The following is a 20930-nucleotide window of genomic DNA, read 5'->3' as shown; positions in this document are numbered from 1 at the left end:
GCCGACCGGTTCTTCCTGAGAGTTCGCCATGTGTTGTACTTCTGTCAAGACAACCCCCCTGTCGAGATAGGTAGCCATGGCAGCGCAGCCAGCGGGCAATTCCCGCGCATATCCCTACGGTGTGCACGAACTCTCCGAGTTCTTCGCACCTCAGCGGACTTCTTCGTCGTCACTCCCGGACCCCGAGCCGTTCCTCCGCAATCTCACGCGCGGGATCCTCGAGGTCTTCGCCGGTGTGCGAGAGGTCGACCAGCTCGCCCGCTGGCTCACCGAAGACGCATACCGCAAGCTCGTCACCCGAGCGAATCTCGCGACGCGAGCACGTTCAGCGCGCGGTGTGCCCGCCCGCCGCCCGGTGCACACGATCCTGTCGGTACACCAGTCCTCGCCTGCCGACGGCGTGATCGAGGCCACAGTGGTGGTGCAGGGCCCTGCCCGCACTCGCTCCGTGCCCATCCGGCTCGAAGGCATGGACGGGCGCTGGCGCGCGACGTCCCTCGCACTGCTCTAGAGAGCGTCACGACCCGGGCGGGTCGGCCCCAACGATGTGGCCGATCCACTCGACTGCGTCACGCTCTATTGGCGATACGAGGCGAGGAAATTTCCCAGTCGCTCAATCGCCTGGGTGAGCACCCGAGCCTCGGGCAGCGTGACGATGCGCACGTGGTCGTGGGTCGCCCAGTTGAACCCGGTCCCCTGCACGAGCAGAACGTGCTCGGCGACAAGGAAGTCGTACACGAACTTCGCGTCATCCCGGATTTCGTGGACCTCAGGATCGAACCTCGGGAACGCGTAAAGCGCACCCTGGGGCTTGACGCACGACACCCCGGGAATCGACTCCAAAGCCTCCCACGCAGCATCCCGCTGCTCATGCAGACGACCTGAGGGGCCGATGAGCGCGTCGATCGACTGCACACCGGAGAGCGCAGCCTGCACTGCGTGCTGAGCCGGCACATTCGGGCACAGCCGGGTGGAGGCCAGCAGCGTGATGCCCTCGAGGAAGCCTGCTGCGTGCGCTTTGGGTCCGGTGATCACGAGCCAGCCGGATCGGTAGCCGGCAACGCGATACGTCTTGGAGAGCCCGTTGAAGGTGAGCACGAGCAGATCCGGTGCGACCGAGGCCATCGGGATGTGCACCGCGTCATCGAAGAGGATCCGGTCGTAGATCTCGTCGGCGAGCACCAGCAGTGAGTGCTCGCGCGCGATCTCGGCAATGCCCTCGAGAACCTCACGTGAGTACACCGCCCCGGTCGGGTTGTTCGGGTTGATCACGACGATCGCTTTGGTGCGCGGCGTCACCTTCGCGCGGATGTCTTCGAGGTCGGGCTGCCAGCCGTTCTGCTCGTCGCTCAGGTAGTGCACGGGGTTGCCGCCTCCGAGGCTGGTCATCGCGGTCCACAGCGGATAGTCCGGCGCGGGGATCAGTACCTCATCACCCTCATCGAGGAGCGCCTGCATGACCATCGTGATCAACTCGGAGACGCCGTTGCCGAGGAAGACATCTTCGGGTCCGAACGGCGGGAAGGCTTCGTCCTGCTCGTAGCGGTACACCACCGCACGGCGAGCCGACATGATGCCGCGGCTGTCGCTGTACCCGTGCGCGTGCGGGATCGCCTCGATCATGTCGCGCACGATCTGGAACGGGGCCTCGAAACCGAACACCGCGGGGTTGCCCGTGTTCAGCTTCAGGATCGTGTGACCCTCGTTCTCAAGCCGATCGGCCTCGACCAGGGCCTGCCCGCGGATCTCGTAAAGAACATCCCGGAGCTTGCTGGACTGGTCGAGGGTGCGAAGCGGACTCATCGGATCAGGATATCCCCGGCCCGGCGAGGCCAATCGCCCGCGAGTGGCCCTTACTTCTTCTTGTCGGACGCGCGGCGCTGAGCGCGGTTCTGCGGAGCCTGAGTCGCCGCGGGGGACGAAGCATCCGTCCGCTGACCGAAAGCACCGCGCTGGGGTTCAGTCGCAGGAGCGGCAGGCACCTGCGCGGCCCCGGCTGCAGCAGCAGCCTGGCGGAGCTTCGACGTCGCCGCCTGCTGCACCTGACCGCGCTCGTTGCGCACCTCCACCTCGCCAGCGTCGTTGGCCGCGGTGTACTGCAGCCGCTGGGCATCCGCCGGAGCAGCACCCAAACCCTTCGCCTCGACCTGCGTGACAGCCTCACCGTCCTGGCGACGAACTTCAACCTCGAGGTTGTAGAGGTAGCCGACCGACTCTTCTTTGATCTGGCCCATCATCGACTGGAACATCGTGAAGCCCTCACGCTGATACTCGATCAGGGGGTCGCGCTGCGCCATTGCGCGCAGGCCGATGCCGTCCTTCAGGTAGTCCATCTCATAGAGGTGGTCGCGCCAGCGGCGGTCGAGCACCTGCAACACGACACGGCGCTCGAGCTCGCGAGTAGCCGCCGAGCCGAGGGTCTCTTCACGAGCGGCGTAAGCGATCGTGGCGTCTGAGAGGATCTCGCGCTTGAGGCCCTCCGAGGTGATTCCACCGCGACGGCCGGCGCCCTCGGCGACGACCTCGTCGATCGTGACGCTGACCGGGTACAGGGTCTTGAGCTCGGTCCAGAGCGCGTCGAAGTCCCAGCTCTCGGTGTGACCCGAGCCGGTGTGGTCGTCGATCACGGCGTTGATGGCGTCTTCGATGAAGTGGCCCACGCGGTCGGCGATGTCATCGCCCTCGAGAATGTGACGGCGGTCGGAGTAGATCGCCTCGCGCTGACGGTTGAGGACGTCGTCGTACTTGAGGACGTTCTTGCGGATCTCGGCGTTGCGCGACTCGACCTGGCTTTGCGCCGACTTGATCGCGCGGCTGACCATCGACGATTCGATCGCGACGTCGTCGGGGAAATTGGTGCGCGCGAGGATTGCCTCTGCCGCACCCGACTGGAACAAGCGCATGAGGTCATCGGTGAGCGAGAGGTAGAAGCGGCTCTCTCCGGGGTCACCCTGGCGACCCGAGCGTCCACGCAGCTGGTTGTCGATGCGGCGCGACTCGTGACGCTCGGTGCCGAGCACGTAGAGACCGCCAGCTTCGACGACCTTCTCAGATTCGCCGGCAACGACATCCTTCATCGACTGGTAGACGGCATCCCACTCCGCCTCGTAGTCGTCGGGAGTCTCGACCGGATCCAGGCCCTTGGTCTTCATTTCGGCCACCGCGAGGAACTCGGCGTTGCCGCCGAGCATGATGTCGGTACCGCGACCAGCCATGTTGGTGGCGACGGTGACCGCGCCCAGGCGACCGGCACGGGCGACGATCTCAGCCTCACGCGCGTGGTTCTTCGCATTGAGGACCTCGTGCTTGATGCCCTTCTTCGCGAGGAGGCGCGAGAGGTATTCGCTCTTCTCGACGCTGACCGTTCCGACGAGCACGGGCTGGCCGGTCTCGTGGCGACGCGCGATGTCTTCGACGACCTGCGCGAACTTGGCCTGCTCGTTCTTGTAGACGAGGTCGGACTGATCTTTGCGGATCATCGGCCGGTTGGTCGGAATCTGCACCACGCCCAGGTCGTAGGTCGACATGAACTCTGCCGCCTCGGTTTCGGCGGTACCGGTCATGCCGGCGAGCTTGCCGTAGAGGCGGAAGTAGTTCTGCAGGGTGACCGTGGCGAGCGTCTGGTTCTCGGCCTTGACCGGCACACTCTCTTTCGCCTCGATCGCCTGGTGGATTCCCTCGTTGTAGCGACGACCGGCCAGGATACGGCCGGTGTGCTCATCGACGATCATGACCTCGTCGTTGATGACGACGTAGTCGGTGTCGCGCTTGAAGAGGGCCAGTGCCTTGATGGAGTTGTTCAGGAACGAGATCAGCGGCGTGTTCGCCGATTCGTACAGGTTGTCGATGCCGAGGTAGTCCTCGACCTTTTCGATGCCGGGCTCGAGCACACCGATCGTGCGCTTCTTCTCGTCGACTTCGTAGTCCACGCCCGCTTCGAGCGACTGTGCGAGCTTCGCGAACTCGACAAACCAGCGGTTGGCCTCGCCCGAAGACGGGCCCGAAATGATGAGCGGCGTGCGGGCCTCGTCGATGAGGATCGAGTCGACCTCGTCGACGATGGCGAAGAAGTGGCCGCGCTGGACGAGATCTTCTTTGCGCCACGCCATGTTGTCGCGGAGGTAGTCGAAGCCGAACTCGTTGTTGGTGCCGTACGTGATGTCGGCGTCGTACTGCTGACGGCGCACCTCGGGGATCTGCCCCGCGGTGATCGTGCCGGTGGTCATGCCGAGTGCGCGATAGATGCGACCCATGAGTTCGGACTGGTACGACGCGAGGTAGTCGTTGACCGTCACGACGTGCACGCCCTTACCGGCGATCGCGTTGAGGTACACCGGGAACGCGCCGGTGAGCGTCTTGCCTTCACCGGTCTTCATCTCGGCGATGTTGCCGAGGTGAAGCGCCGCGCCACCCATGATCTGCACGTCGTACGCGCGCTGACCGATCGTGCGCTTCGCGGCTTCGCGAACAGCGGCGAACGCCTCGGGCATCAGCTGATCGAGGGACTCCCCCGCCTCGTGGCGCGCACGAAGTTCGACGGTTTCACTTCGGAGCTCTTCGTCGGTCAGGTGTGCGTAGTCCTCTTCGAGGGCGCCTACAGCTTTCACGACCTGCTGCAAGCGCCGGAGGATACGTCCTTCTCCGGCGCGGAGCAGTTTCTCGAGCGGGTTGGCCACGGACGATCTCCATCTTTCGAGTGCGGCGCGAAAACGGCGCCGATGCCGCCTGGCACAGAGTCCAGGCATACCCGCCTATGTTACCCGCCCGTGATCTTGGAGTGGGCTGAGTGTGGATGGGTGTGGATTTTGGGTATGTATATACTCCGAAACTACATACGTGACATGCACAGGAGACGACGATGTCGGTCAGACAGAGCTTGTTGGCGATCCTCGATCAGGGACCTTGCTACGGCTATCAGCTACGCACCGAGTTCGACCGGCGCACAGGGTCGACCTGGCCACTGAACGTCGGGCAGATCTACAACACCCTTGATCGTCTCGAGCGCGACGGACTGGTCACGAGGGGTGACGTTGACGCGCAGGGTCACGTCTACTGGCAGATCACTGATGCCGGCACCGCCGAAGTCCGCGACTGGTGGCGTTCCCCGGTGCAACGCAGTGCCGGGAGCCGCGACGAACTCGCGATCAAGCTCGCGGTGGCAGCGACCCTGCCGGGAGTGGACGTCGCTGGGGTCATACAGTCGCAGCGCCTTGCCTCGACTGCACGCCTCACGTCGCTGCAGGCCGCCAGCGCCGCCGATCCCGAGCCGGAGAGCGCAGAACAGCTCGTGCGCGCACTCGTGACAGATTCCATGACTTTCTCCGTCGACGCCGAGCTTCGCTGGCTCAATCACATCGAACAGCGCCTTGCTCAGCATCCTGCGCGCTCAATGGCTCTGGAACTGGCAACTGGGCGACCCAAACGCGGCAGGCCGGGCCGCGCCGCCTAGCGCGTCCTGTCGTCGCACAGGCGGCACCCAGTACCCTGAAGCGTGACCGAAACCGACACTCCGATCGAGGTCGAGGCTCCGCAGGAGCCCGCCGCGATGACGTTCGCAGACCTCGGACTCGGAGAGTCTGTGCTCAAGGCGCTCCGCGACGTGGGCTACGAGACCCCCTCGGCGATCCAGGCGGCAACGATTCCGACCCTGCTCGCGGGGCGCGACGTCGTGGGGCTTGCCCAGACCGGAACGGGTAAGACCGCAGCGTTTGCGCTGCCGATCCTCGACCAGCTCGACGTGTCGCAGAAGACGCCGCAGGCGCTTGTCCTCGCGCCGACGCGCGAGCTCGCCCTGCAGGTGTGCGAGGCGTTTGAGAAGTACGCCTCACACACGAAGGGCGTGCACGTCCTGCCGATCTACGGCGGACAGGGCTACGGCGTACAACTGTCGGCCCTGCGCCGCGGTGTGCACATCATCGTCGGCACCCCGGGTCGCATCATGGACCACCTCGCCAAGGGCACGCTCGATTTGACCGAGCTCAAGTTCCTCGTCCTCGACGAGGCCGACGAGATGCTGAAGATGGGTTTTGCGGAGGACGTCGAGACGATCCTCGCCGACACCCCGTCCACGAAGCAGGTCGCACTGTTCTCGGCGACCATGCCTTCGACCATCCGCCGCATGTCGCAGCAATACCTCAACGACCCCGAAGAGATCACGGTCAAGACCAAGACCACCACGTCTTCGACGATCACCCAGCGCTACCTGATCGTGTCGTTCCAGCAGAAGATGGATGCCCTCACCCGCATCCTCGAGGTCGAGAACTTCGAAGGCATGATCATCTTCGGCCGCACCAAGAGCGTGACCGAAGAGATCGCCGAGAAGCTCCGCGCGCGCGGGTATTCCGCCGCCGCCATCAACGGTGACGTCGCTCAGCCGGTACGCGAGAAGACGGTCAACCAGCTGAAGTCGGGAAAGCTCGACATCCTCGTTGCCACCGACGTCGCCGCCCGCGGGCTCGACGTCGAGCGCATCTCGCACGTCGTGAACTTCGACATCCCGACCGACACCGAGTCGTACGTGCATCGCGTCGGTCGCACAGGACGCGCCGGCCGCTCGGGCGCGGCCATCAGTTTCGTCACTCCACGCGAGCGCGGACTGGTCTCAGCCATCGAACGCGCCACCCGCCAGCCGCTCACCCAGATGCAGCTGCCGAGCGTCGACGACGTGAATGTGACCCGCCTGGCGCGCTTCGACGACCGCATCACCGCCGCGCTCGGTCAGAGCGAGCGCATCGACGGATTCCGCGACGTGATTGCCCACTACGTCCGCAACCACGACGTGCCCGAGGTGGATGTGGCGGCCGCTCTCGCCGTCGTCGCCCAGGGCGAGTCGCCCCTGTTGCTCGAGCCCGACCTTGCACGCCCGGTCTACGAGCGTCGCGAACGCGATGACCGGTCCGACCGCGGCGACCGCCCGGGTCGGTTCGACCGCGATGACCGCGGCGAGCGTCCCGAACGTCGCCCGCGCACCCCCGGCGCGAACATGTCCACTTACCGCATCGCGGTGGGCAAGCGTCACCGCGTCGAGCCCCGTCAGATCGTCGGCGCGCTCGCCAACGAGGGGGGCTTCAGCCGCGGCGACTTCGGCGCGATCCAGATTCGCCCCGACTTCTCGCTCGTCGAACTCCCGTCGAACCTGCCCCGCGAGACCTTCGACCGCCTGGCCGAGACCCGCATTTCGGGCAAGCTCATCGAACTGCGCCTCGACACCGGCGCCCCCGGTCGAGGCAAGCGCGATGACGACCGACCGCCGCGCAAGCCCCGGCACACATCCAGCGACCAGCACTGACGGCCGCTCGTGTGATCGCCGTGCGCGAACGCGGGCCCGGCGGGCCCCGCGTGCACAGCTTGCGCACGGACGCCGACCATAGGATCGATACATGGCTGGATTCTGGGGCAAACGTAAGCGCGACGAAGCACTCGAGGCTCAGGATGACGACCTTGCACGGCGGGCACGCTCAGCTCTCGTCGCCGCCGACGAGCGCATCCGAGTAACCACCGACGAACTCGCCTTCGCCGAAGCAGAACTGGGCAACGAGCCCACGCAAGATCTTCGTGACGCACTGACCGCGGTGCGGACGCATCTCGCCGAGGCGTTCCACCTGAACCAGCTGAACCACGACGAGATCCCCGACACCGCCGAAGAGTTGCGGACGCGACACGCGCGCATCGTCCAGTTGTGCGAATGGGCCCAAGAGTTGCTCGATGACCGCACCGAAGCCCTCGCCGCGCCCATCGAGCGCGCACGCCGCGGTCCCGAGATCATCGCCGGTGTGCGGGCGGATGCTGCGCGCCAGCGTGCGCGCCTCCCCCACGCCCGCGACACCCTCGCCCGCCTGCGGGCGCGATACAGCGCAGAAGCGATGCAGCGCGTCGAAGCGAACCCGGCAGAGGCCGAGCAGCTCATCGGCTTCGCCGAGCACAGCGCCGGAATCTCGGAGCGTCGTCGCGAAGCCGGGCAACGCGAGCAGGCGAACCTCGCCCTCGAAGCCGCCACCGAAGCTTCCCGCCGCGCGGGTGCCCTGCTCGAGGCCGTCGAGACGTTCGAAGTCGAGGCGCTCCGCGCCGAGTCGACGCTGTCGGCGATCATCGAGGATTCCCGCGAAGACCTGGTGGTGGCTATGCGCGAGCCCGCGAACCCCGGTGTGACCGCGGCCATCGTCGCGCTTCACGAGGCCTTGGCGGCGCTGCCCGCCGCTGGGGTCAACACCGACCCGTTCACGCTCCTCACGCGACTCCGCGAAGCGAACACCGGACTGGATGCCGCGATCGCGGCCGCGCGGGAGCGCGCAGCCCGCGTCATCCCCCCGCTCGAACACGTCCGCCACTCGATCGACGACGCCGACCGCCAACTCGCCGTCGTCCGCGACGTAATCGCCGGACACCGGGGCTGGATCGGCTCAGACGCGCGCACACGCCTCGCCGAGGCCGAGCGGATCCGCATCGATCTCGACCGCTACCTCGGCACCTCGGCCGCCGCCGCGACGACGATCGACGAAGACCACCGCGACCAGGCCATGGCGATGGCCCGCCGCGTCGGGTTCCTCGCCAGTGAGGCCCTCCAGCTCGCTCAGCGCGACATCGACTCTTCCCGCCCGCAAGACCAGAACTGGGGCGGACCGCAGCAGCAGGGCTGGGGCGGCGGTCGGCGCGGCGGTGGCGGGAACGACCTCATGGGCGGCATCCTCGGCGGTCTCGTGATCGGCAGCCTGCTGGACGGCATGTTCGACTGACGAACGTCGGTATCAAACGACGGATGCCGCGGCCTGTGCGGGTGAGAACCCGGGGCCGCGGCATCCGTTCGTTCGAAAGCTTTCGCGCTAGGCAGCGCCCTCTTCAGGAGCCGTCTGGGTCGTGAGCGAAATCACACCGTAGTCCCAGCCCTTGCGGCGATAAACCACGCTCGGGTGGTCAGTGCGCGCGTCGATGAAGAGGAAGAAGTCGTGCCCGACCAGCTCCATACGGTCGACGGCGTCTTCGACGCTCATCCACTCGGGACCGAACTCCTTCGTGCGGATGACGACCGGCGAGTAGTCCGCCTCTTCTTCGTTGCCGGTGATGATCGGAATCTCGCCCGTGCGGACTGCGCGTAGCGCTTCGGCCGAGGCCGGCTGCACGTCAACGCCCGAAATCGATCCGGTCTCTTTGTCGAGTCGCGCACCGCGCGGGTGCTTGCGCGCATCCACTCGCTTGTCTTTCGCACGCCGCAGTTGCTCACAGAGCTTGTCGACGGCGAGATCGAGCGCGACGAACTTGTCGCCGTCGACGGCCTCGGCACGCACGATCGGGCCCTTGCCCGTCAACGTCAGCTCGACCGTCTCGTCCTCGACGCGTCCGTTGTGGTACGCGCGGTGGGTCACCTTGATGTCGAGACGTTGTGCGCGCGGAGCCAGGTGCTCGATGCGTACGACCTTCTCGTCAACCACGCCGCGAAAACGATCAGACACGCTGACGCCCACGCCGACAATGTTGGTTTCCATCCTTGACCTCCTTGTTCCGGTCCACCCGGTCAAGGGCGGACCATCAGTCGCCTTGTCTTGCCCACGCTAGCCCCGCGCAGGTCCTGTGTCACGCGCGAGTTTCAGATGTGTCGGCCGAATGTTCACTCTGTCGTTGATTTCGCCTGGGGGTCGCAGCGATAGTGACTGCTCCGATCACGAGCGCCCCACCTGCTGTGAGGGCCCGCACCGCCTCCTCTATGGTCGCTCCGGTGGTGAGGACGTCGTCGAGCACGATGACGCGGCGGGATGCAGCATCCCGAGCGAGAAGACTGCCTGCAACGTTCGCCCGCCGATCGGCGAGATCGAGACCGCGTTGATCAGCGGTCTGCCGCCGCACGCGCAGCAGCCGTTCGGAGGGGAGACCCGCGCGCCCGGCCACCAGTTCGGCAACGCGAAACCCCCGACGACGAAACGATGCGCGCGAGGTGGGGATGGGAACCAGGGTGCCGCCACCCGCCCGTTCGACCGCGGATCGCAGTGCGGGAGCGAGATCGCGCGCGAGACCCGTGCGGGATTCTTCTTTCAGCGCCCGAATCGCGCGTGCAGGTACCCCCTCGAACCGAAGCCCGCTCCACACCGTGACGGACGCGAGGTCGCGCCGCACGGGCGCTGGCCGGAGGCACTCACTACAGGCCGCACAGAGCGCGATGTCGGGCTCGTCACACCCGGCGCACACCACCGGCAGCACGAGCGCGAGCGCGTCGGCGAACGCGCCACGCACGATGGTCGACAGATCGGCGGATGCTTCCATCCGACCAGCGTCGTCGTCCGAGCGAGAGACGCAACCCGCTCCGCGCGAATCGGTGGACAGTTGCTCCCCCATGCTTGCTGGGGAGAAGAAGACACTACTCCGGCATGCCCTGCTGGGTGGCGAGCACCAGCACATCCGAAACGGTCTCTTGCCAGTTTGCTCCGCGCTTGACGTAGATCTTGCCGTCCGCCCCGCGAAGGCGAACGCTCGAGATGTTGCTTCCGCCGGCGATCGAGGTGACGCCGTCGGGGCCTGCCGCGGGCGCTCCGGGACCTCCGATCAGCTGTTCCAGGACCAGCGTTGACTCCGCGTCGCTCGAAAGAACACCGACCGTGGTGTCATCGAGCCAGGCCAGCCCGACCCCCGTTCCGACAACCGCCCCCAGCAGGATCGGATCGCTCAGCCGGGTCGGCGCCATCATGTCAGGTCCGCGGACGACACCGGCGATCCACACCGCCGTGCGGCCCCCCGAGGTGACAAGGGCTGCGATGCGGGCGCCGTCTCTCGAGACCACCATGGCGTCGATGTGCGTCGCGTCTGGCCACGCTTCGGCGATCTGGATGACACGACCGTCGGGAAGACGCGCAATCACGGATTGGGGATTCGACCTCGGCACACTCCAGATGACACCCTGCGGGTCGATGGACGGGTCAACGAGGTCCGCACGCGAGTCGACCTCTGCGAGCGAACCGTCGGCGCCGACGCGGACCGAGGTGCCTTCGGTCAAACGGACGGCAGCAGCATCCCGATTCGGCGACACTTGCACCGCAGCAGCCGGCACACCGTCCATGGCCTCCGATAGACCCGGGATGCTCGAAAGGTCGTCCCCGACCAAGAATCCGAATCCCTGCTCGATTTGCACGAGGGGTGGTCCCGTCACCGTCGTGCGACGGGTGATCACGGTCTCGGCGCTCAGCGATGCGTTGCCGACAAGCATGTCGACTGACGTGATCCCTGCACCAGCGAGGCTCGCTTCGAGCTGGGTTTGCATGCGATTGAGCGCCGTCTGGTCGACCCCGCCCGCTTCGTTGCTCAGGGTGACCTCTGCCCGACCCGACGCGACCGGGACGGCGGGACTCGCCGTCACCTCGTCGGGAAAGGCCGTTCCGACAGACTCCGCGAGCCACTCACTGCGGGGTTTGTTCACCAGAGCATCGGTGATGCGCGTCGCGATGTTCGTCGTCGCGAACCATCGAACGTCGGGCACGAGGTACGTCCACGTCGGATCGAAGTACATCAGGGAGTATTTGCGGAACACGCTCGTGAAGACATCCCGATCGAGCACGATGCCGTCGGGTGCATCGGTGATGCGCCACTCGCCGTCGCTTTGGAGGGCAAGTTCGAAAGGCAGCGGGGTCGTGCCGCCTTCGCTGGGTTCGTAGGCGCCGCGATCATCGACGGTGGCGACCGTCGCCACCGTCATCGTCACGCTGTCGCTGTCGACCGCCGACGGATCGCGTTCGCTGGAGACGTCGATGATCACGCCCGCATTCGGATTCCACTCCGTCCCCGGCGCCAAGAACTCGAACGCGCGAGACCATCCACCGGCTGGTCCGGAACCGGCACGGATGAATCCCTCGACGATCTCTTCGGGCGTGGCGCCCGGTTGGGGACGGTCGGGGATGAACGACAGGTCGGGCGCGCCCCCCTCCTCATTCGCCGAGAGACCCTCATTGACCGGCCCGCTCGAGGGCAGCCCGGCACACGCCGACAGGACGATCGCGGACAGTGCGGCGAGCGCAGAGATCAGGATGCCGCGACGCCGCCTCATGACAGGCCCCGCACATCGATCGGCTGCGTGAGGCCCAGGTCTGGCGCGCCCGTGACGGAGTCGTCACCGGGATCGAGGGGAATGGGTGAGGGCGCGGTGAGGTGCCGTCCGTTGCGCGGAAGGGTCAGTACGAAGTTCGTGCCGCGTCCGAGCGCTGACCACACGGCCAGCTCGCCGCCGTGGAGGCGCGCATCGCCGAGGGCGATCGAGAGCCCCAGTCCGGTCCCCCCGATCGTGCGCTTGCGGGAGGGATCCGCGCGCCAGAAACGATCGAACACGCGCTCGGCGTCTTCGACCCGCATGCCCAAGCCGTAGTCGCGCACTCCGAGCGCGATCGCCTGCTGGTCACTGTCGACCGTCACGACGATGGGCCTGCCCTCACCGTGCTCGATCGCGTTACCGAGCAGGTTGCGGACGATCCGTCGCACGCGCCGCGGGTCCATGTCGACGGGCGAGTACCCACCCGGTGCGACGAGGCGCACATCGGTGCCGTGCTGCTCGGCGAGCTGCTCCATCGACGCGATCACGTCCTCCGCCAGATGCGCCAGGGACGTTGCTTCGAGCTCGAGTTGCACAGACCCGGCGTCGTAGCGGCTGATCTCGAGGAGGTCGGTGAGAAGCGTCTCGAACCGCTGAACCTGGTTGTTGAGCAGCTCGGCGGCTCGGGCGGTCGCCGGATCGAAGTCGTCGCGCTGGTCATTGATCATGTCCGCTGCCAGACGGATGGTCGTCAGCGGAGTGCGCAACTCATGCGAGACATCCGAGACGAAGCGCTGTTGAACGAGAGAAAGGTCAGCAAGTTCCTTGATCTGCGACTCGATGCTGTCTGCCATGGCGTTGAACGAACGACCCAGCGTGGCGAGTTCGTCTTCACCGCGCACGGGCAGGCGCACATCCAATTGACCGGCGGCGAGCTTCGCGCTGGTCTCGGCCGCCTCGCCGATCGGTGTGGTGACCGAACGAAGGACGAACCACGCGATGCCGCCGATGAGCAGGATCAGCGCGATGCCCACGACCCACAGCGTGCCGTAGATGAAGCCGAGGGTTTGGGATGCTGCGCCGAGATCGAACGCGAGGTACAGCGCGTAAGCACCGACCTCGGGCACCTGCAGCTGTTGACCGACCATGATCCCCGGAATTGAGCTTCCGTCCGAGCCTGTGAGCGCGACCGACTGCCAGCGCTGTTGATCGGGTGACTGCGCGACCTGTTCTTGGAGCTCATCAGTGATCGCTCCCTCGATCTGCGGATCGCCAAGAATGAAGTTCTGCGGAGCGATGGGAGAAGGAGTGGTCTCGATGCGGAAGCCCGCGGCGAAGTAGCTGGAGGCCTGCTGGGCGAGCTTCGTGTTGACGTCCGACATGAGCGCTTGGAGCTGCTGGGCGTTTCCTTGCACCTCCGCCGAATCGAGCGTCTGTTGAGCGATCGCTGTTGCGCGGCGGGAGTCGGCGAGGACTTGATCCTTGCGCGAGGTGAAGAGGTCGTCCTGCACCGAGATCGCCATCCACAGACACGCGATCAGCACCGCAAGCGCGGTCAACGCGAGCGTGACGAGAATCGTCCGAAATTTCAGCGACCGACGCCACAGGCTCGCCAAGTTCTCGGGCCACGACCTCCAATCGCGCAGACGAAGGAGCGAGGTCCGGGATGCCGCGCCTTTGGCGCCTCCCGTTGACACAGTCTTCTCAGACGACGGCACCAGCGCGGTAGCCGACCCCACGCACAGTGGTCACGATCTTGGGATTATCGGGGTCGAGCTCGACCTTGGCCCGCAGGCGCTGGACATGCACGTTCACCAGTCGGGTGTCGGCCTTGTAGTGGTAACCCCACACCTGCTCGAGGAGCATTTCACGCGAGAACACCTGCTGCGGCTTGGATGCGAGCGCGACGAGCAGTTCGAACTCGAGCGGCGTGAGCGCGATCGGAGTCTCGCCCCGACGCACCTCGTGGGCAGCGACATCCACCGTGAGATCCCCCACGCGTTGCACGTCGCCGGTCGAGGCTGCAACCGGGCGCAGACGCGTGCGGATACGCGCGACGAGCTCTTTCGGGTTGAAGGGCTTGACGATGTAGTCGTCGGCGCCCACCTCGAGTCCGCGGACGACATCGGCGGTGTCGGTGCGGGCCGTGAGCATGATGATCGGCACGCCCGACTCCGCACGCATGCGACGGCAGATCTCGATGCCGTCCATCCCAGGGAGCATGAGGTCGAGCAGGACGAGGTCAGGTCGCTCGGCACGCCATACATCGACCGCCTTGGCGCCGTCGGCGCAGAAGACGGTGTCGAAGCCCTCCGTGCGCAGCACGATGCCGATCATCTCGGCGAGGGCGGTGTCGTCGTCGACTACCAGGATTCGTGAAGTCATTGAAACGCGATCGTCCTTTGCGTAAGGCAACGGGCACCACTGGTCGCGGCATCCCCATGCGTTTACACAGAGTAATGGACGTGGCTGTACGCACACCTAATATGCCGCGCAGAGCACGTCCGAGGCGATATGACACGATAGTCATCCAGCCCGATCGGGCTCGACCCGCAAGGAGGCCCCGCGTGACCGCCTATCCGGCATGGACACCGGCATCCCGTCCGGGGATCATCCCCCTGCATCCGCTCGGCTTCGGCACGATCCTCGGCCGTTCGTTCGTCGCGTTGCGCCAGAACCCGCGGGTCCTGCTCGGGTTCGCCCTCATCGTCCAGACGGTCACGTACATCGTCGTCCTCGTTGCCATCGGCGGCGTGGCGTGGGCGAGCTTCTCGCGTCTGGACACTCTGCAACCCGGCTCGGATGACTTCAACACCGTCATGGCGGGGTCTGTTGCCATCACCTCGATCGCCGGCTTGATCCTCGGCCTCCTCGCCGGCGCAATGGGCACGATCGTCCAGGCGGTCGTGGTCACCGAGGTCACCCACGCGGCCGTGGCCGAGAAGCTCCCCTTGGGTGCGCTGTGGGGTCAGGTCAAGCCCATCGTGTGGCGCCTCATCGGCTATGCCATCCTTCTGACTCTCGCCGTGGTCGCCCTCGTCGTGGTTGTCGGTGGCGCACTGGTGGCCATCGCGCTCGTTGCGGCGCCCGTTGCCGTATTGGCGAGCGTGTTGCTCGTGTTCGCCGCGATCCCGCTCGTCTGGTGGCTGACGGTCAAGCTGTTGCTCGCCCCGGCTGCGATCATCGTCGAAGGAGCAACCATCGGCGGTGCCATCCGGCGGTCCTGGACCCTCATCCGCGGACGATTCTGGTCATCGCTCGGCGTGATCTTTCTGATCTCGATGATCTTCGGCGCTGTCGGTCAGGTCATCGGGCTGCCGTTCACCTTCTTGACCAGCGGACTGACCTCGATCATCTCGCCCACGGGAGATCCCGACACCACGGCGATCATCACGATCATCGTGTCGCTCGGGGTCACCTATGCCGCGCTGTTGCTGATTCAATCGATCGCCGTCGTCGTGCAGTCCACCGCGACCGCATTGATCTACATCGACTGCCGGATGCGCCGCGAGGGCCTCGATCTCGATCTCTTGGCCTACGTCGAGCGACGGGATGCCGGGACCACCGGCCTCGCGAACCCCTATCGAGAGCACATCGGTCGCGAGATCGTACGGTCGGGCTACGCCCAGCAGGGCTACCCCCAGCCTGCGTACGCCCAGCAGGGCTACCCCCAGCCTGCGTACCCACAGAAGGGCTACCCCCAACAGGCATACCCGCCGCAGCCCGGCTATCCGCAATCTGGGTTCCCGACGCCGGGCGGATACCCGCAGCAACCGCCGTACGCCCCTGCCCAGGCTCCGCAGCAGCCGCCACGCCCGACACTGCCGACCGAACAGGCATCGCCCACGACGTGGGCCGCGCCCGGTGGAGCCCGTGATCAGACCGATCCCGACTCGCCGTGGTCGTGAGCCCGTTCCGGTCGTGGTCTGCCGAGGTCGCTCCGCTCATCCCGGACGGCGACGAGGCGCGCCGCTGGGCTGAGGAAGAGCTCGCCGACCCGGTCTACGACATCGCCGAGCCCACGACCTTCGACCGGATCGCGCGCGCGGTGGGTGACTTCATCAGCGGGCTGTTCTCCTCTGAGCCGTCCGCGGAGTGGGGCACGACGCTCGCGCTGATCGCCGCGTGCATCGTGATCGCCCTCATCGTCATCGCCTTCGTGATCTGGGGCGTTCCCCGCTCCATCCGGCGCGCACCCCGTGCTCTCGGAGAACTGTTCGGCGAAGCCGAAGAGCGTTCGGCCGATGAGCTGCGGCGGGTGGCAGCATCCCACGCGGCAAAGTCGGAATGGGACGCCGCGATCATCGTGCGTATGCGTGCTCTTGCACGCTCGACCGCCGAGCGCGCGGTCGTTCGCACGCCACCGGGAGCAACCGTGCACAGCTTCGCCCGCTCCGCGGCGAAGGTCTTTCCTGCCTCGGCCACCGACCTCGAGACGGCCGCCTCGATCTTCGACGACGTCCGCTACCTGCGCCGTCCCGGATCCGGCGAACTGTACGAACAAGTCGCGGGTCTCGACCGCACGATCGCGGCGGCGCGACCGCGTGAGACCGAACCAGTCGGTGCCAGCCGATGACGATCGCACCGAGCCGGGCCCCGGAGGTGGACGTGGCGCCCTCGCGTCCTCGCCGAGTCCTGCTCTGGGTCGGCATCGCGATCGCAATTCTGGTGGTCGGGGCAGTCGGTGCCTCCCTCTCCAACCTCGGTAGTTTCACCGAGCGCGATGCGATGGACCCGGAGTCGCCGGGCCCAAACGGCACCCGCGCGCTCGCCGAGATCCTCCGCGACCGCGGCATCGAGGTCGTTGTCACGGACGAACGGCTCACCGCGCTCACCGCGCTCAGCGAGCAGGACTCAACGCTCGTCCTGCCCGACTCCCCTGCACTCTCAGACGATGCGGTGCGCGAATTGGGCACGGCCGCGATGGACCTCGTCCTGATCGACCCACGATCGCGCACTCTGCGGCTCTTCCTTCCTGGGTCGGAGGTCGACGGGGTCCGCTTTGGAACTCTCATTGAGCCCAGCTGCGAGCTCGCCGAGGCGCAGCGTGCCGGGGGCATTGCTCCAGGCACCGTCTTCGAGCCAGGGGGTGGGCCCGTCAGCGCGTGCTACGCAACGGAATCGGGCGCCGGGCTGCTGGTCGGGGAGGACGGCACGCATCGCATCTCGGCGGTCGATGGGCGCGCACTTTTTGTCAACTCGGCGCTGGCCGACAATGGCAACGCGGCACTCGCCCTGAACCTCATGGGTCGCTACTCCACCGTCGTCTGGTACGTGCCCACTCTGGCCGACACCGACCTGCCGAACGCCGAGCCGACCCTGGGCGAACTCACCCCACCGTGGGTGAGCCCCGCGATCGTCCTTCTCCTCGCGGCGGGGCTCGCGGCCGGCATCTGGCGCGGTCGGCGGTTCGGCCCTCTGGTCGCCGAGCGCCTCCCGGTGACCGTGCGGGCTTCTGAGACGACCGAAGGGCGCGCGCGGCTCTACGCGGGCTCGCGGGATGCCACCCATGCCGCCGATCAGCTGCGCATCGCGGCGCTGGAGCGGATCGGACGCGACCTGGGCCTCGGTCCCGCGGCCGGCGTCGACGAGATCGTGGATGCCATTTCTGCTCAGACAGGACGAGATCGCGCGTCGATCCGCACGGTCCTGGTCGATGACATGCCGCGCAGCGACGCCGATCTCATCTCCCTTTACACGCGACTCTCGGACCTCGAGGGGTCTGTGCACGCCTCCCAGCATCCCGAAAGGAACACCCGATGACTGAAACTTCCGACGTCGCCCTGCGCGAGACGATGAACCGCGTCCGCCTCGAGGTGGGCAAGGCGGTCATCGGCCAGGACGGCACCGTGACCGGCCTCCTCATTGCCCTCCTTGCGCGCGGCCATGTGCTGCTGGAGGGCGTGCCGGGCGTTGCCAAAACACTTCTCGTCCGCGCGTTCAGCACGGCGTTGGGTCTGGACACCAAGCGGATCCAGTTCACGCCCGACCTCATGCCCGGCGACGTGTCGGGATCGCTCGTCTACGACAGCCGCACCGGAGAATTCGAGTTCCGCGAAGGCCCGATCTTCACGAACATCGTCTTGGCAGACGAGATCAACCGCACCCCGCCGAAGACCCAAGCCGCACTGCTGGAGGCGATGGAGGAGCGCCAGGTGTCGACTGACGGTGTGACTCGCCCGCTCCCCGACCCCTTCATGGTCGCCGCAACGCAGAACCCCATCGAGCACGAAGGCACGTACACCCTGCCCGAAGCTCAACTGGACCGGTTCCTGCTGAAGCTGATCGTCGACGTGCCCGCACGCGACGCCGAGGTCGCAGTCCTGCGGCGTCACGCGGAAGGCTTCGACCCGCGCGATCTCGCCGCGGCGGGACTGCGCCGCGCGGCCACCGCCGAGGAGCTTCGCGCCGCGCAGCGGGCCGCAGCATCCGTCGCCGTTTCTGACGATCTGCTCGCGTACGTCGTCGACCTCGCTCGCGCGACGCGCGTGAGCCCGTCGGTGCAGGTGGGGGTGAGCCCGCGTGCGGCGACCGCGCTGCTGGCTGCGGCGAAGGCATGGGCATGGCTCGGCGGCTACCCCGCCATCACTCCTGACCACGTGCAGACGATGCTGGTTCCGACGTGGCGGCACCGCGTGCGGCTGCGCCCCGATGCCGAACTGGAGGGTGTTTCAGTGGATTCGGTGCTCAGTTCGGTCATGCAGCAGACCCGCGTACCTCTCTAGACCCATGTACATCACCGGCCGCCTTCCCCTGCTCGTCGCCCTCGGCGTCGTGCCCGTCGTTCTGCTGTCTGTCGCGGGGGTCAGCGGGTGGGTCGCAACGGGCGGCTGGTTGGCGTTGTGCACGGTGCTGGCACTGGCGGATGCTGCGGCCGCCCCGAGTCCGCGGGCCATCATCGTCGAACGCGCGGCGCCGAAGCGCGCCCTGCTCGGCGAGAACGTCATCACCGAGGTCCGCCTCCGAAACACCGGGACGCGTACCCTTCGCGGACGCCTGCGCGACGCGTGGCAGCCGACGGCCGGTGCTCCACTCGAGCGGGTGGCTGTCTCGGTCGCTCCCGATGAGGTGCAGACGGTGAAGGTTCCGCTCCGTCCGCGTCGACGTGGCGAACTCGTTTCTCGATTCGTCGTCGTTCGCTCCGATGGCCCCTTGCGATTCGCCGGACGCCAACGCCGCATCGATGAGCGCGGTGCCATACGCATCCTCCCCCCGTTCACCTCGCGGCGTCACCTCCCCTCGCGCCTGGCGCGGCTGCGTGAAATGGATGGGTCCACGAGTGTGCAGGTGCGCGGGCAGGGCACCGAGTTCGACAGTCTGCGCGAGTACGTCCGCGGAGACGACGTGCGTTCGATCGACTGGCGCGCGACGGCCCGCTCTTCCAGCACAATGATCCGCACCTGGCGCCCCGAGCGCGACCGGCAGGTCGTGATCGTGATCGACACCGGCCGCACGGCTGCCGCGCGTGTGGCCGACGGCGTGCGGTTGGATGCGGCCATGGAGTCCGCGCTGCTGCTGGCCGCCCTCGCCCGACAAGCAGGCGACCACGTGCACCTGCTCATGTTCGACCGCGTCATCCGTGCGCGCGTGAGCCGAGTGGACGGCCCGGCGCTTCTCCCTGCTCTCGTCGACGCGATGGCTCCGGTCGAGCCGCAGCTGATCGATACGGATTGGGATGCTGCGTTCGCTCAAGTGCGAGCGCTCACTTCACGCCCCTCGCTGGTCGTGGTGCTGACCGCACAGGATGCCGTCGATTCCGCTCGAGGGTTCCTCGGATCGCTCCCCTCGCTGACGGCCCGCACGCGAGTACTCGTCGGATCGGTGACCACCGAAACCCTTCCCCTCCCCGAACGACCCGACGCGGCCGACATCTATCGCTTGGCCGCCGTGGCGCGTGCGGAGCGCGAATCGTCCCGTGTCTCGAAGGCGATGAAGCGGGCCGGCGCTGAAGCGATCGCGGCCGACCCAGAGTCCCTTCCGACGCGCATCGCTGACCGATATCTCGCCCTCAAAGCGGCCGGACAGCTGTAGAACGGTCGTCGTACACTTCGTGAAACCCGCATGGCTTCCTGAGAATCCGCTGAGCATAGCGCTACGCTCGGCGGCGAAGGAAAGGAGTCCGCCATGTCGGATAACACCTCGGAGCCCAAGACCTCCACCAAACTCATCGCCGAGGCGCTGGGCACATTTCTGCTCGTGTTCGGCTCAATCGGAACAGCCCTCTTCGCCTCCAGCTTCGGCGTAGCCGAAAACAACACGCCGCTCGGCGTCGGGTTTCTCGGCGTCGCACTCGCCTTCGGCCTGACGCTCATGGCGGGTATCTACGCGTGGGGCTCGATCTCGGGCGGCCACTTCAACCCGGCAGTCACGTTCGGCCTCGCAGTGGCCGGCCGTTTCGCGTGGAAGGACGCGCCCGGCTACATCGTCGCGCAGATCGTCGGCGGCGTGGTGGCCACCACCCTCCTCGTGCTGATCGGCACCTTCGGACCGGATGGGTGGCTCTCGGCCGCACAGGACGGCGGCTTCGCCAGCAACGGGTACGGCGACGGTGCGTTCGGTTCACCGGGCGGCTTCGGTCTCGGCGCAGCGATCATCGCCGAGATCATCTTCACGGCGATCTTCATCATGGTGATCCTCGGTGTCACGAACCCGAAGCGCGGCGCGGGAAACCTCGCCGGCCTCTCGATCGGCCTGACGCTGACCTTCATCCACCTGGCCTCGATCCCGATCGACAACACGTCGGTCAACCCTGCGCGCTCGATCGCTACCGCGATCTACGGCGGCCCCGACGCGCTGCTGCAGCTGTGGGTCTTCATCGTGTTCCCGTTGGTCGGCGGTGTCCTCGGTGGACTCCTCCACCGCGCGCTCTTCGAGCCGGCCGCGCCGAAGCCCATCCAGGCTCCGGCCCGCGTGAAGTAGGCTCGCGCAT

General features: G+C 66.7%; 17 protein-coding genes. 10 read left to right on the top strand and 7 right to left on the bottom strand.

From position 1 onward, the window contains the following. Nucleotides 1-76: 76 nt before the first annotated feature. The gene (locus tag LG299_RS15695) at nt 77-511 is read left to right on the top strand and encodes an Rv3235 family protein (RefSeq protein ID WP_404431898.1); all 435 of its coding nucleotides are present in this window, start codon (nt 77-79) and stop codon (nt 509-511) included. 65 nt (nt 512-576) lie between these two features. Here the strand turns inward: LG299_RS15695 and LG299_RS15690 are convergent, their stop codons facing one another. Both LG299_RS15690 and secA read right to left on the bottom strand, forming a co-directional pair. Next, nucleotides 577-1803 (bottom strand): pyridoxal phosphate-dependent aminotransferase, encoded by a 1227-nt coding sequence (locus LG299_RS15690; protein ID WP_404431896.1) that lies wholly within the window; start codon nt 1801-1803, stop codon nt 577-579. Nucleotides 1804-1853: 50 nt separating this feature from the next. Then, entirely contained in the window at nt 1854-4676 is a 2823-nt protein-coding gene (secA, locus tag LG299_RS15685; RefSeq protein WP_404431894.1) for a preprotein translocase subunit SecA, read from the bottom strand. Between the two features lie 182 nt (nt 4677-4858). On the opposite strand from secA, the gene LG299_RS15680 reads away from it, so the two are divergent. The 3 genes from LG299_RS15680 (at nt 4859) to LG299_RS15670 (ending at nt 8732) form a co-directional block, all read left to right on the top strand. Next, nucleotides 4859-5449: a PadR family transcriptional regulator gene (locus tag LG299_RS15680; RefSeq protein ID WP_404431892.1), complete on the top strand. Its 591-nt coding sequence runs from the start codon at nt 4859-4861 to the stop codon at nt 5447-5449. A gap of 96 nt (nt 5450-5545) precedes the next feature. Further along, nucleotides 5546-7288, top strand: coding sequence for a DEAD/DEAH box helicase (locus tag LG299_RS15675; RefSeq protein ID WP_404434922.1), 1743 nt, complete (start codon nt 5546-5548; stop codon nt 7286-7288). A gap of 91 nt (nt 7289-7379) precedes the next feature. After that, entirely contained in the window at nt 7380-8732 is a 1353-nt protein-coding gene (locus LG299_RS15670; RefSeq protein WP_404431890.1) for a hypothetical protein, read from the top strand. Between the two features lie 87 nt (nt 8733-8819). Here LG299_RS15670 and hpf read toward each other — a convergent pair whose 3' ends face one another. From hpf to mtrA, 5 genes are all read right to left on the bottom strand, one after another. Then, nucleotides 8820-9479 (bottom strand): ribosome hibernation-promoting factor, HPF/YfiA family, encoded by a 660-nt coding sequence (gene hpf / locus LG299_RS15665; RefSeq protein ID WP_404431888.1) that lies wholly within the window; start codon nt 9477-9479, stop codon nt 8820-8822. A gap of 88 nt (nt 9480-9567) precedes the next feature. Next, complete coding sequence (locus LG299_RS15660; RefSeq protein ID WP_404431886.1) at nt 9568-10251, bottom strand: ComF family protein; 684 nt, start codon at nt 10249-10251, stop codon at nt 9568-9570. A gap of 94 nt (nt 10252-10345) precedes the next feature. After that, entirely contained in the window at nt 10346-12022 is a 1677-nt protein-coding gene (locus LG299_RS15655) for a GerMN domain-containing protein (RefSeq protein ID WP_404431884.1), read from the bottom strand. Further along, nucleotides 12019-13698, bottom strand: a complete 1680-nt coding sequence (mtrB, locus tag LG299_RS15650; RefSeq protein WP_404431882.1) for an MtrAB system histidine kinase MtrB — start codon at nt 13696-13698, stop codon at nt 12019-12021. The genes LG299_RS15655 and mtrB overlap by 4 nt, the downstream gene beginning before the upstream one ends. 7 nt (nt 13699-13705) lie before the next feature. Further along, nucleotides 13706-14386 (bottom strand): MtrAB system response regulator MtrA, encoded by a 681-nt coding sequence (gene mtrA, locus LG299_RS15645; RefSeq protein WP_404431879.1) that lies wholly within the window; start codon nt 14384-14386, stop codon nt 13706-13708. A 182-nt stretch (nt 14387-14568) separates the two neighbouring features. Here mtrA and LG299_RS15640 point away from each other — a divergent pair, with 182 nt between their 5' ends. The 6 genes from LG299_RS15640 (at nt 14569) to LG299_RS15615 (ending at nt 20920) form a co-directional block, all read left to right on the top strand. Further along, nucleotides 14569-15909 (top strand): hypothetical protein, encoded by a 1341-nt coding sequence (locus LG299_RS15640; protein ID WP_404431877.1) that lies wholly within the window; start codon nt 14569-14571, stop codon nt 15907-15909. Next, nucleotides 15906-16577 (top strand): DUF4129 domain-containing protein, encoded by a 672-nt coding sequence (locus tag LG299_RS15635; RefSeq protein WP_404431875.1) that lies wholly within the window; start codon nt 15906-15908, stop codon nt 16575-16577. The genes LG299_RS15640 and LG299_RS15635 overlap by 4 nt, the downstream gene beginning before the upstream one ends. Further along, nucleotides 16574-17764, top strand: coding sequence for a DUF4350 domain-containing protein (locus tag LG299_RS15630; RefSeq protein ID WP_404431873.1), 1191 nt, complete (start codon nt 16574-16576; stop codon nt 17762-17764). Before LG299_RS15635 ends, LG299_RS15630 begins: the two co-directional genes overlap by 4 nt. Next, nucleotides 17761-18726, top strand: a complete 966-nt coding sequence (locus LG299_RS15625) for an AAA family ATPase (protein ID WP_404431871.1) — start codon at nt 17761-17763, stop codon at nt 18724-18726. The genes LG299_RS15630 and LG299_RS15625 overlap by 4 nt, the downstream gene beginning before the upstream one ends. A gap of 4 nt (nt 18727-18730) precedes the next feature. Beyond that, a complete protein-coding gene (locus tag LG299_RS15620) occupies nt 18731-20032 on the top strand; it encodes a DUF58 domain-containing protein (RefSeq protein ID WP_404431869.1) in 1302 nt (433 codons plus the stop codon). Between the two features lie 93 nt (nt 20033-20125). Next, entirely contained in the window at nt 20126-20920 is a 795-nt protein-coding gene (locus LG299_RS15615) for an aquaporin (RefSeq protein WP_404431867.1), read from the top strand. The last annotated feature ends 10 nt before the right edge of the window (nt 20921-20930 follow it).

This window comes from Microbacterium lacus (assembly GCF_044794305.1).
In the GTDB taxonomy this organism is placed as follows: Bacteria; Actinomycetota; Actinomycetes; order Actinomycetales; family Microbacteriaceae; genus Microbacterium; species Microbacterium lacus_B.
The sequence above is the reverse complement of the archived record's forward strand: the minus strand, read 5'-3'. Positions and strand labels throughout refer to the sequence as shown.

Excerpts from the sequence above, each read along its gene's own strand:
- LG299_RS15660 (WP_404431886.1), bottom strand. The coding sequence starts at position 10,251 with ATGGAAGCATCCGCCGATCTGTCGACCATCGTGCGTGGCGCGTTCGCC.
- LG299_RS15630 (WP_404431873.1), top strand. The coding sequence starts at position 16,574 with ATGACGATCGCACCGAGCCGGGCCCCGGAGGTGGACGTGGCGCCCTCG.
- LG299_RS15670 (WP_404431890.1), top strand. The coding sequence starts at position 7,380 with ATGGCTGGATTCTGGGGCAAACGTAAGCGCGACGAAGCACTCGAGGCT.
- LG299_RS15690 (WP_404431896.1), bottom strand. The coding sequence starts at position 1,803 with ATGAGTCCGCTTCGCACCCTCGACCAGTCCAGCAAGCTCCGGGATGTT.
- hpf (WP_404431888.1), bottom strand. The coding sequence starts at position 9,479 with ATGGAAACCAACATTGTCGGCGTGGGCGTCAGCGTGTCTGATCGTTTT.
- LG299_RS15655 (WP_404431884.1), bottom strand. The coding sequence starts at position 12,022 with ATGAGGCGGCGTCGCGGCATCCTGATCTCTGCGCTCGCCGCACTGTCC.
- LG299_RS15675 (WP_404434922.1), top strand. The coding sequence starts at position 5,546 with ATGACGTTCGCAGACCTCGGACTCGGAGAGTCTGTGCTCAAGGCGCTC.
- LG299_RS15680 (WP_404431892.1), top strand. The coding sequence starts at position 4,859 with ATGTCGGTCAGACAGAGCTTGTTGGCGATCCTCGATCAGGGACCTTGC.
- LG299_RS15695 (WP_404431898.1), top strand. The coding sequence starts at position 77 with ATGGCAGCGCAGCCAGCGGGCAATTCCCGCGCATATCCCTACGGTGTG.
- LG299_RS15625 (WP_404431871.1), top strand. The coding sequence starts at position 17,761 with ATGACTGAAACTTCCGACGTCGCCCTGCGCGAGACGATGAACCGCGTC.
- LG299_RS15620 (WP_404431869.1), top strand. The coding sequence starts at position 18,731 with ATGTACATCACCGGCCGCCTTCCCCTGCTCGTCGCCCTCGGCGTCGTG.
- mtrA (WP_404431879.1), bottom strand. The coding sequence starts at position 14,386 with ATGACTTCACGAATCCTGGTAGTCGACGACGACACCGCCCTCGCCGAG.
- LG299_RS15615 (WP_404431867.1), top strand. The coding sequence starts at position 20,126 with ATGTCGGATAACACCTCGGAGCCCAAGACCTCCACCAAACTCATCGCC.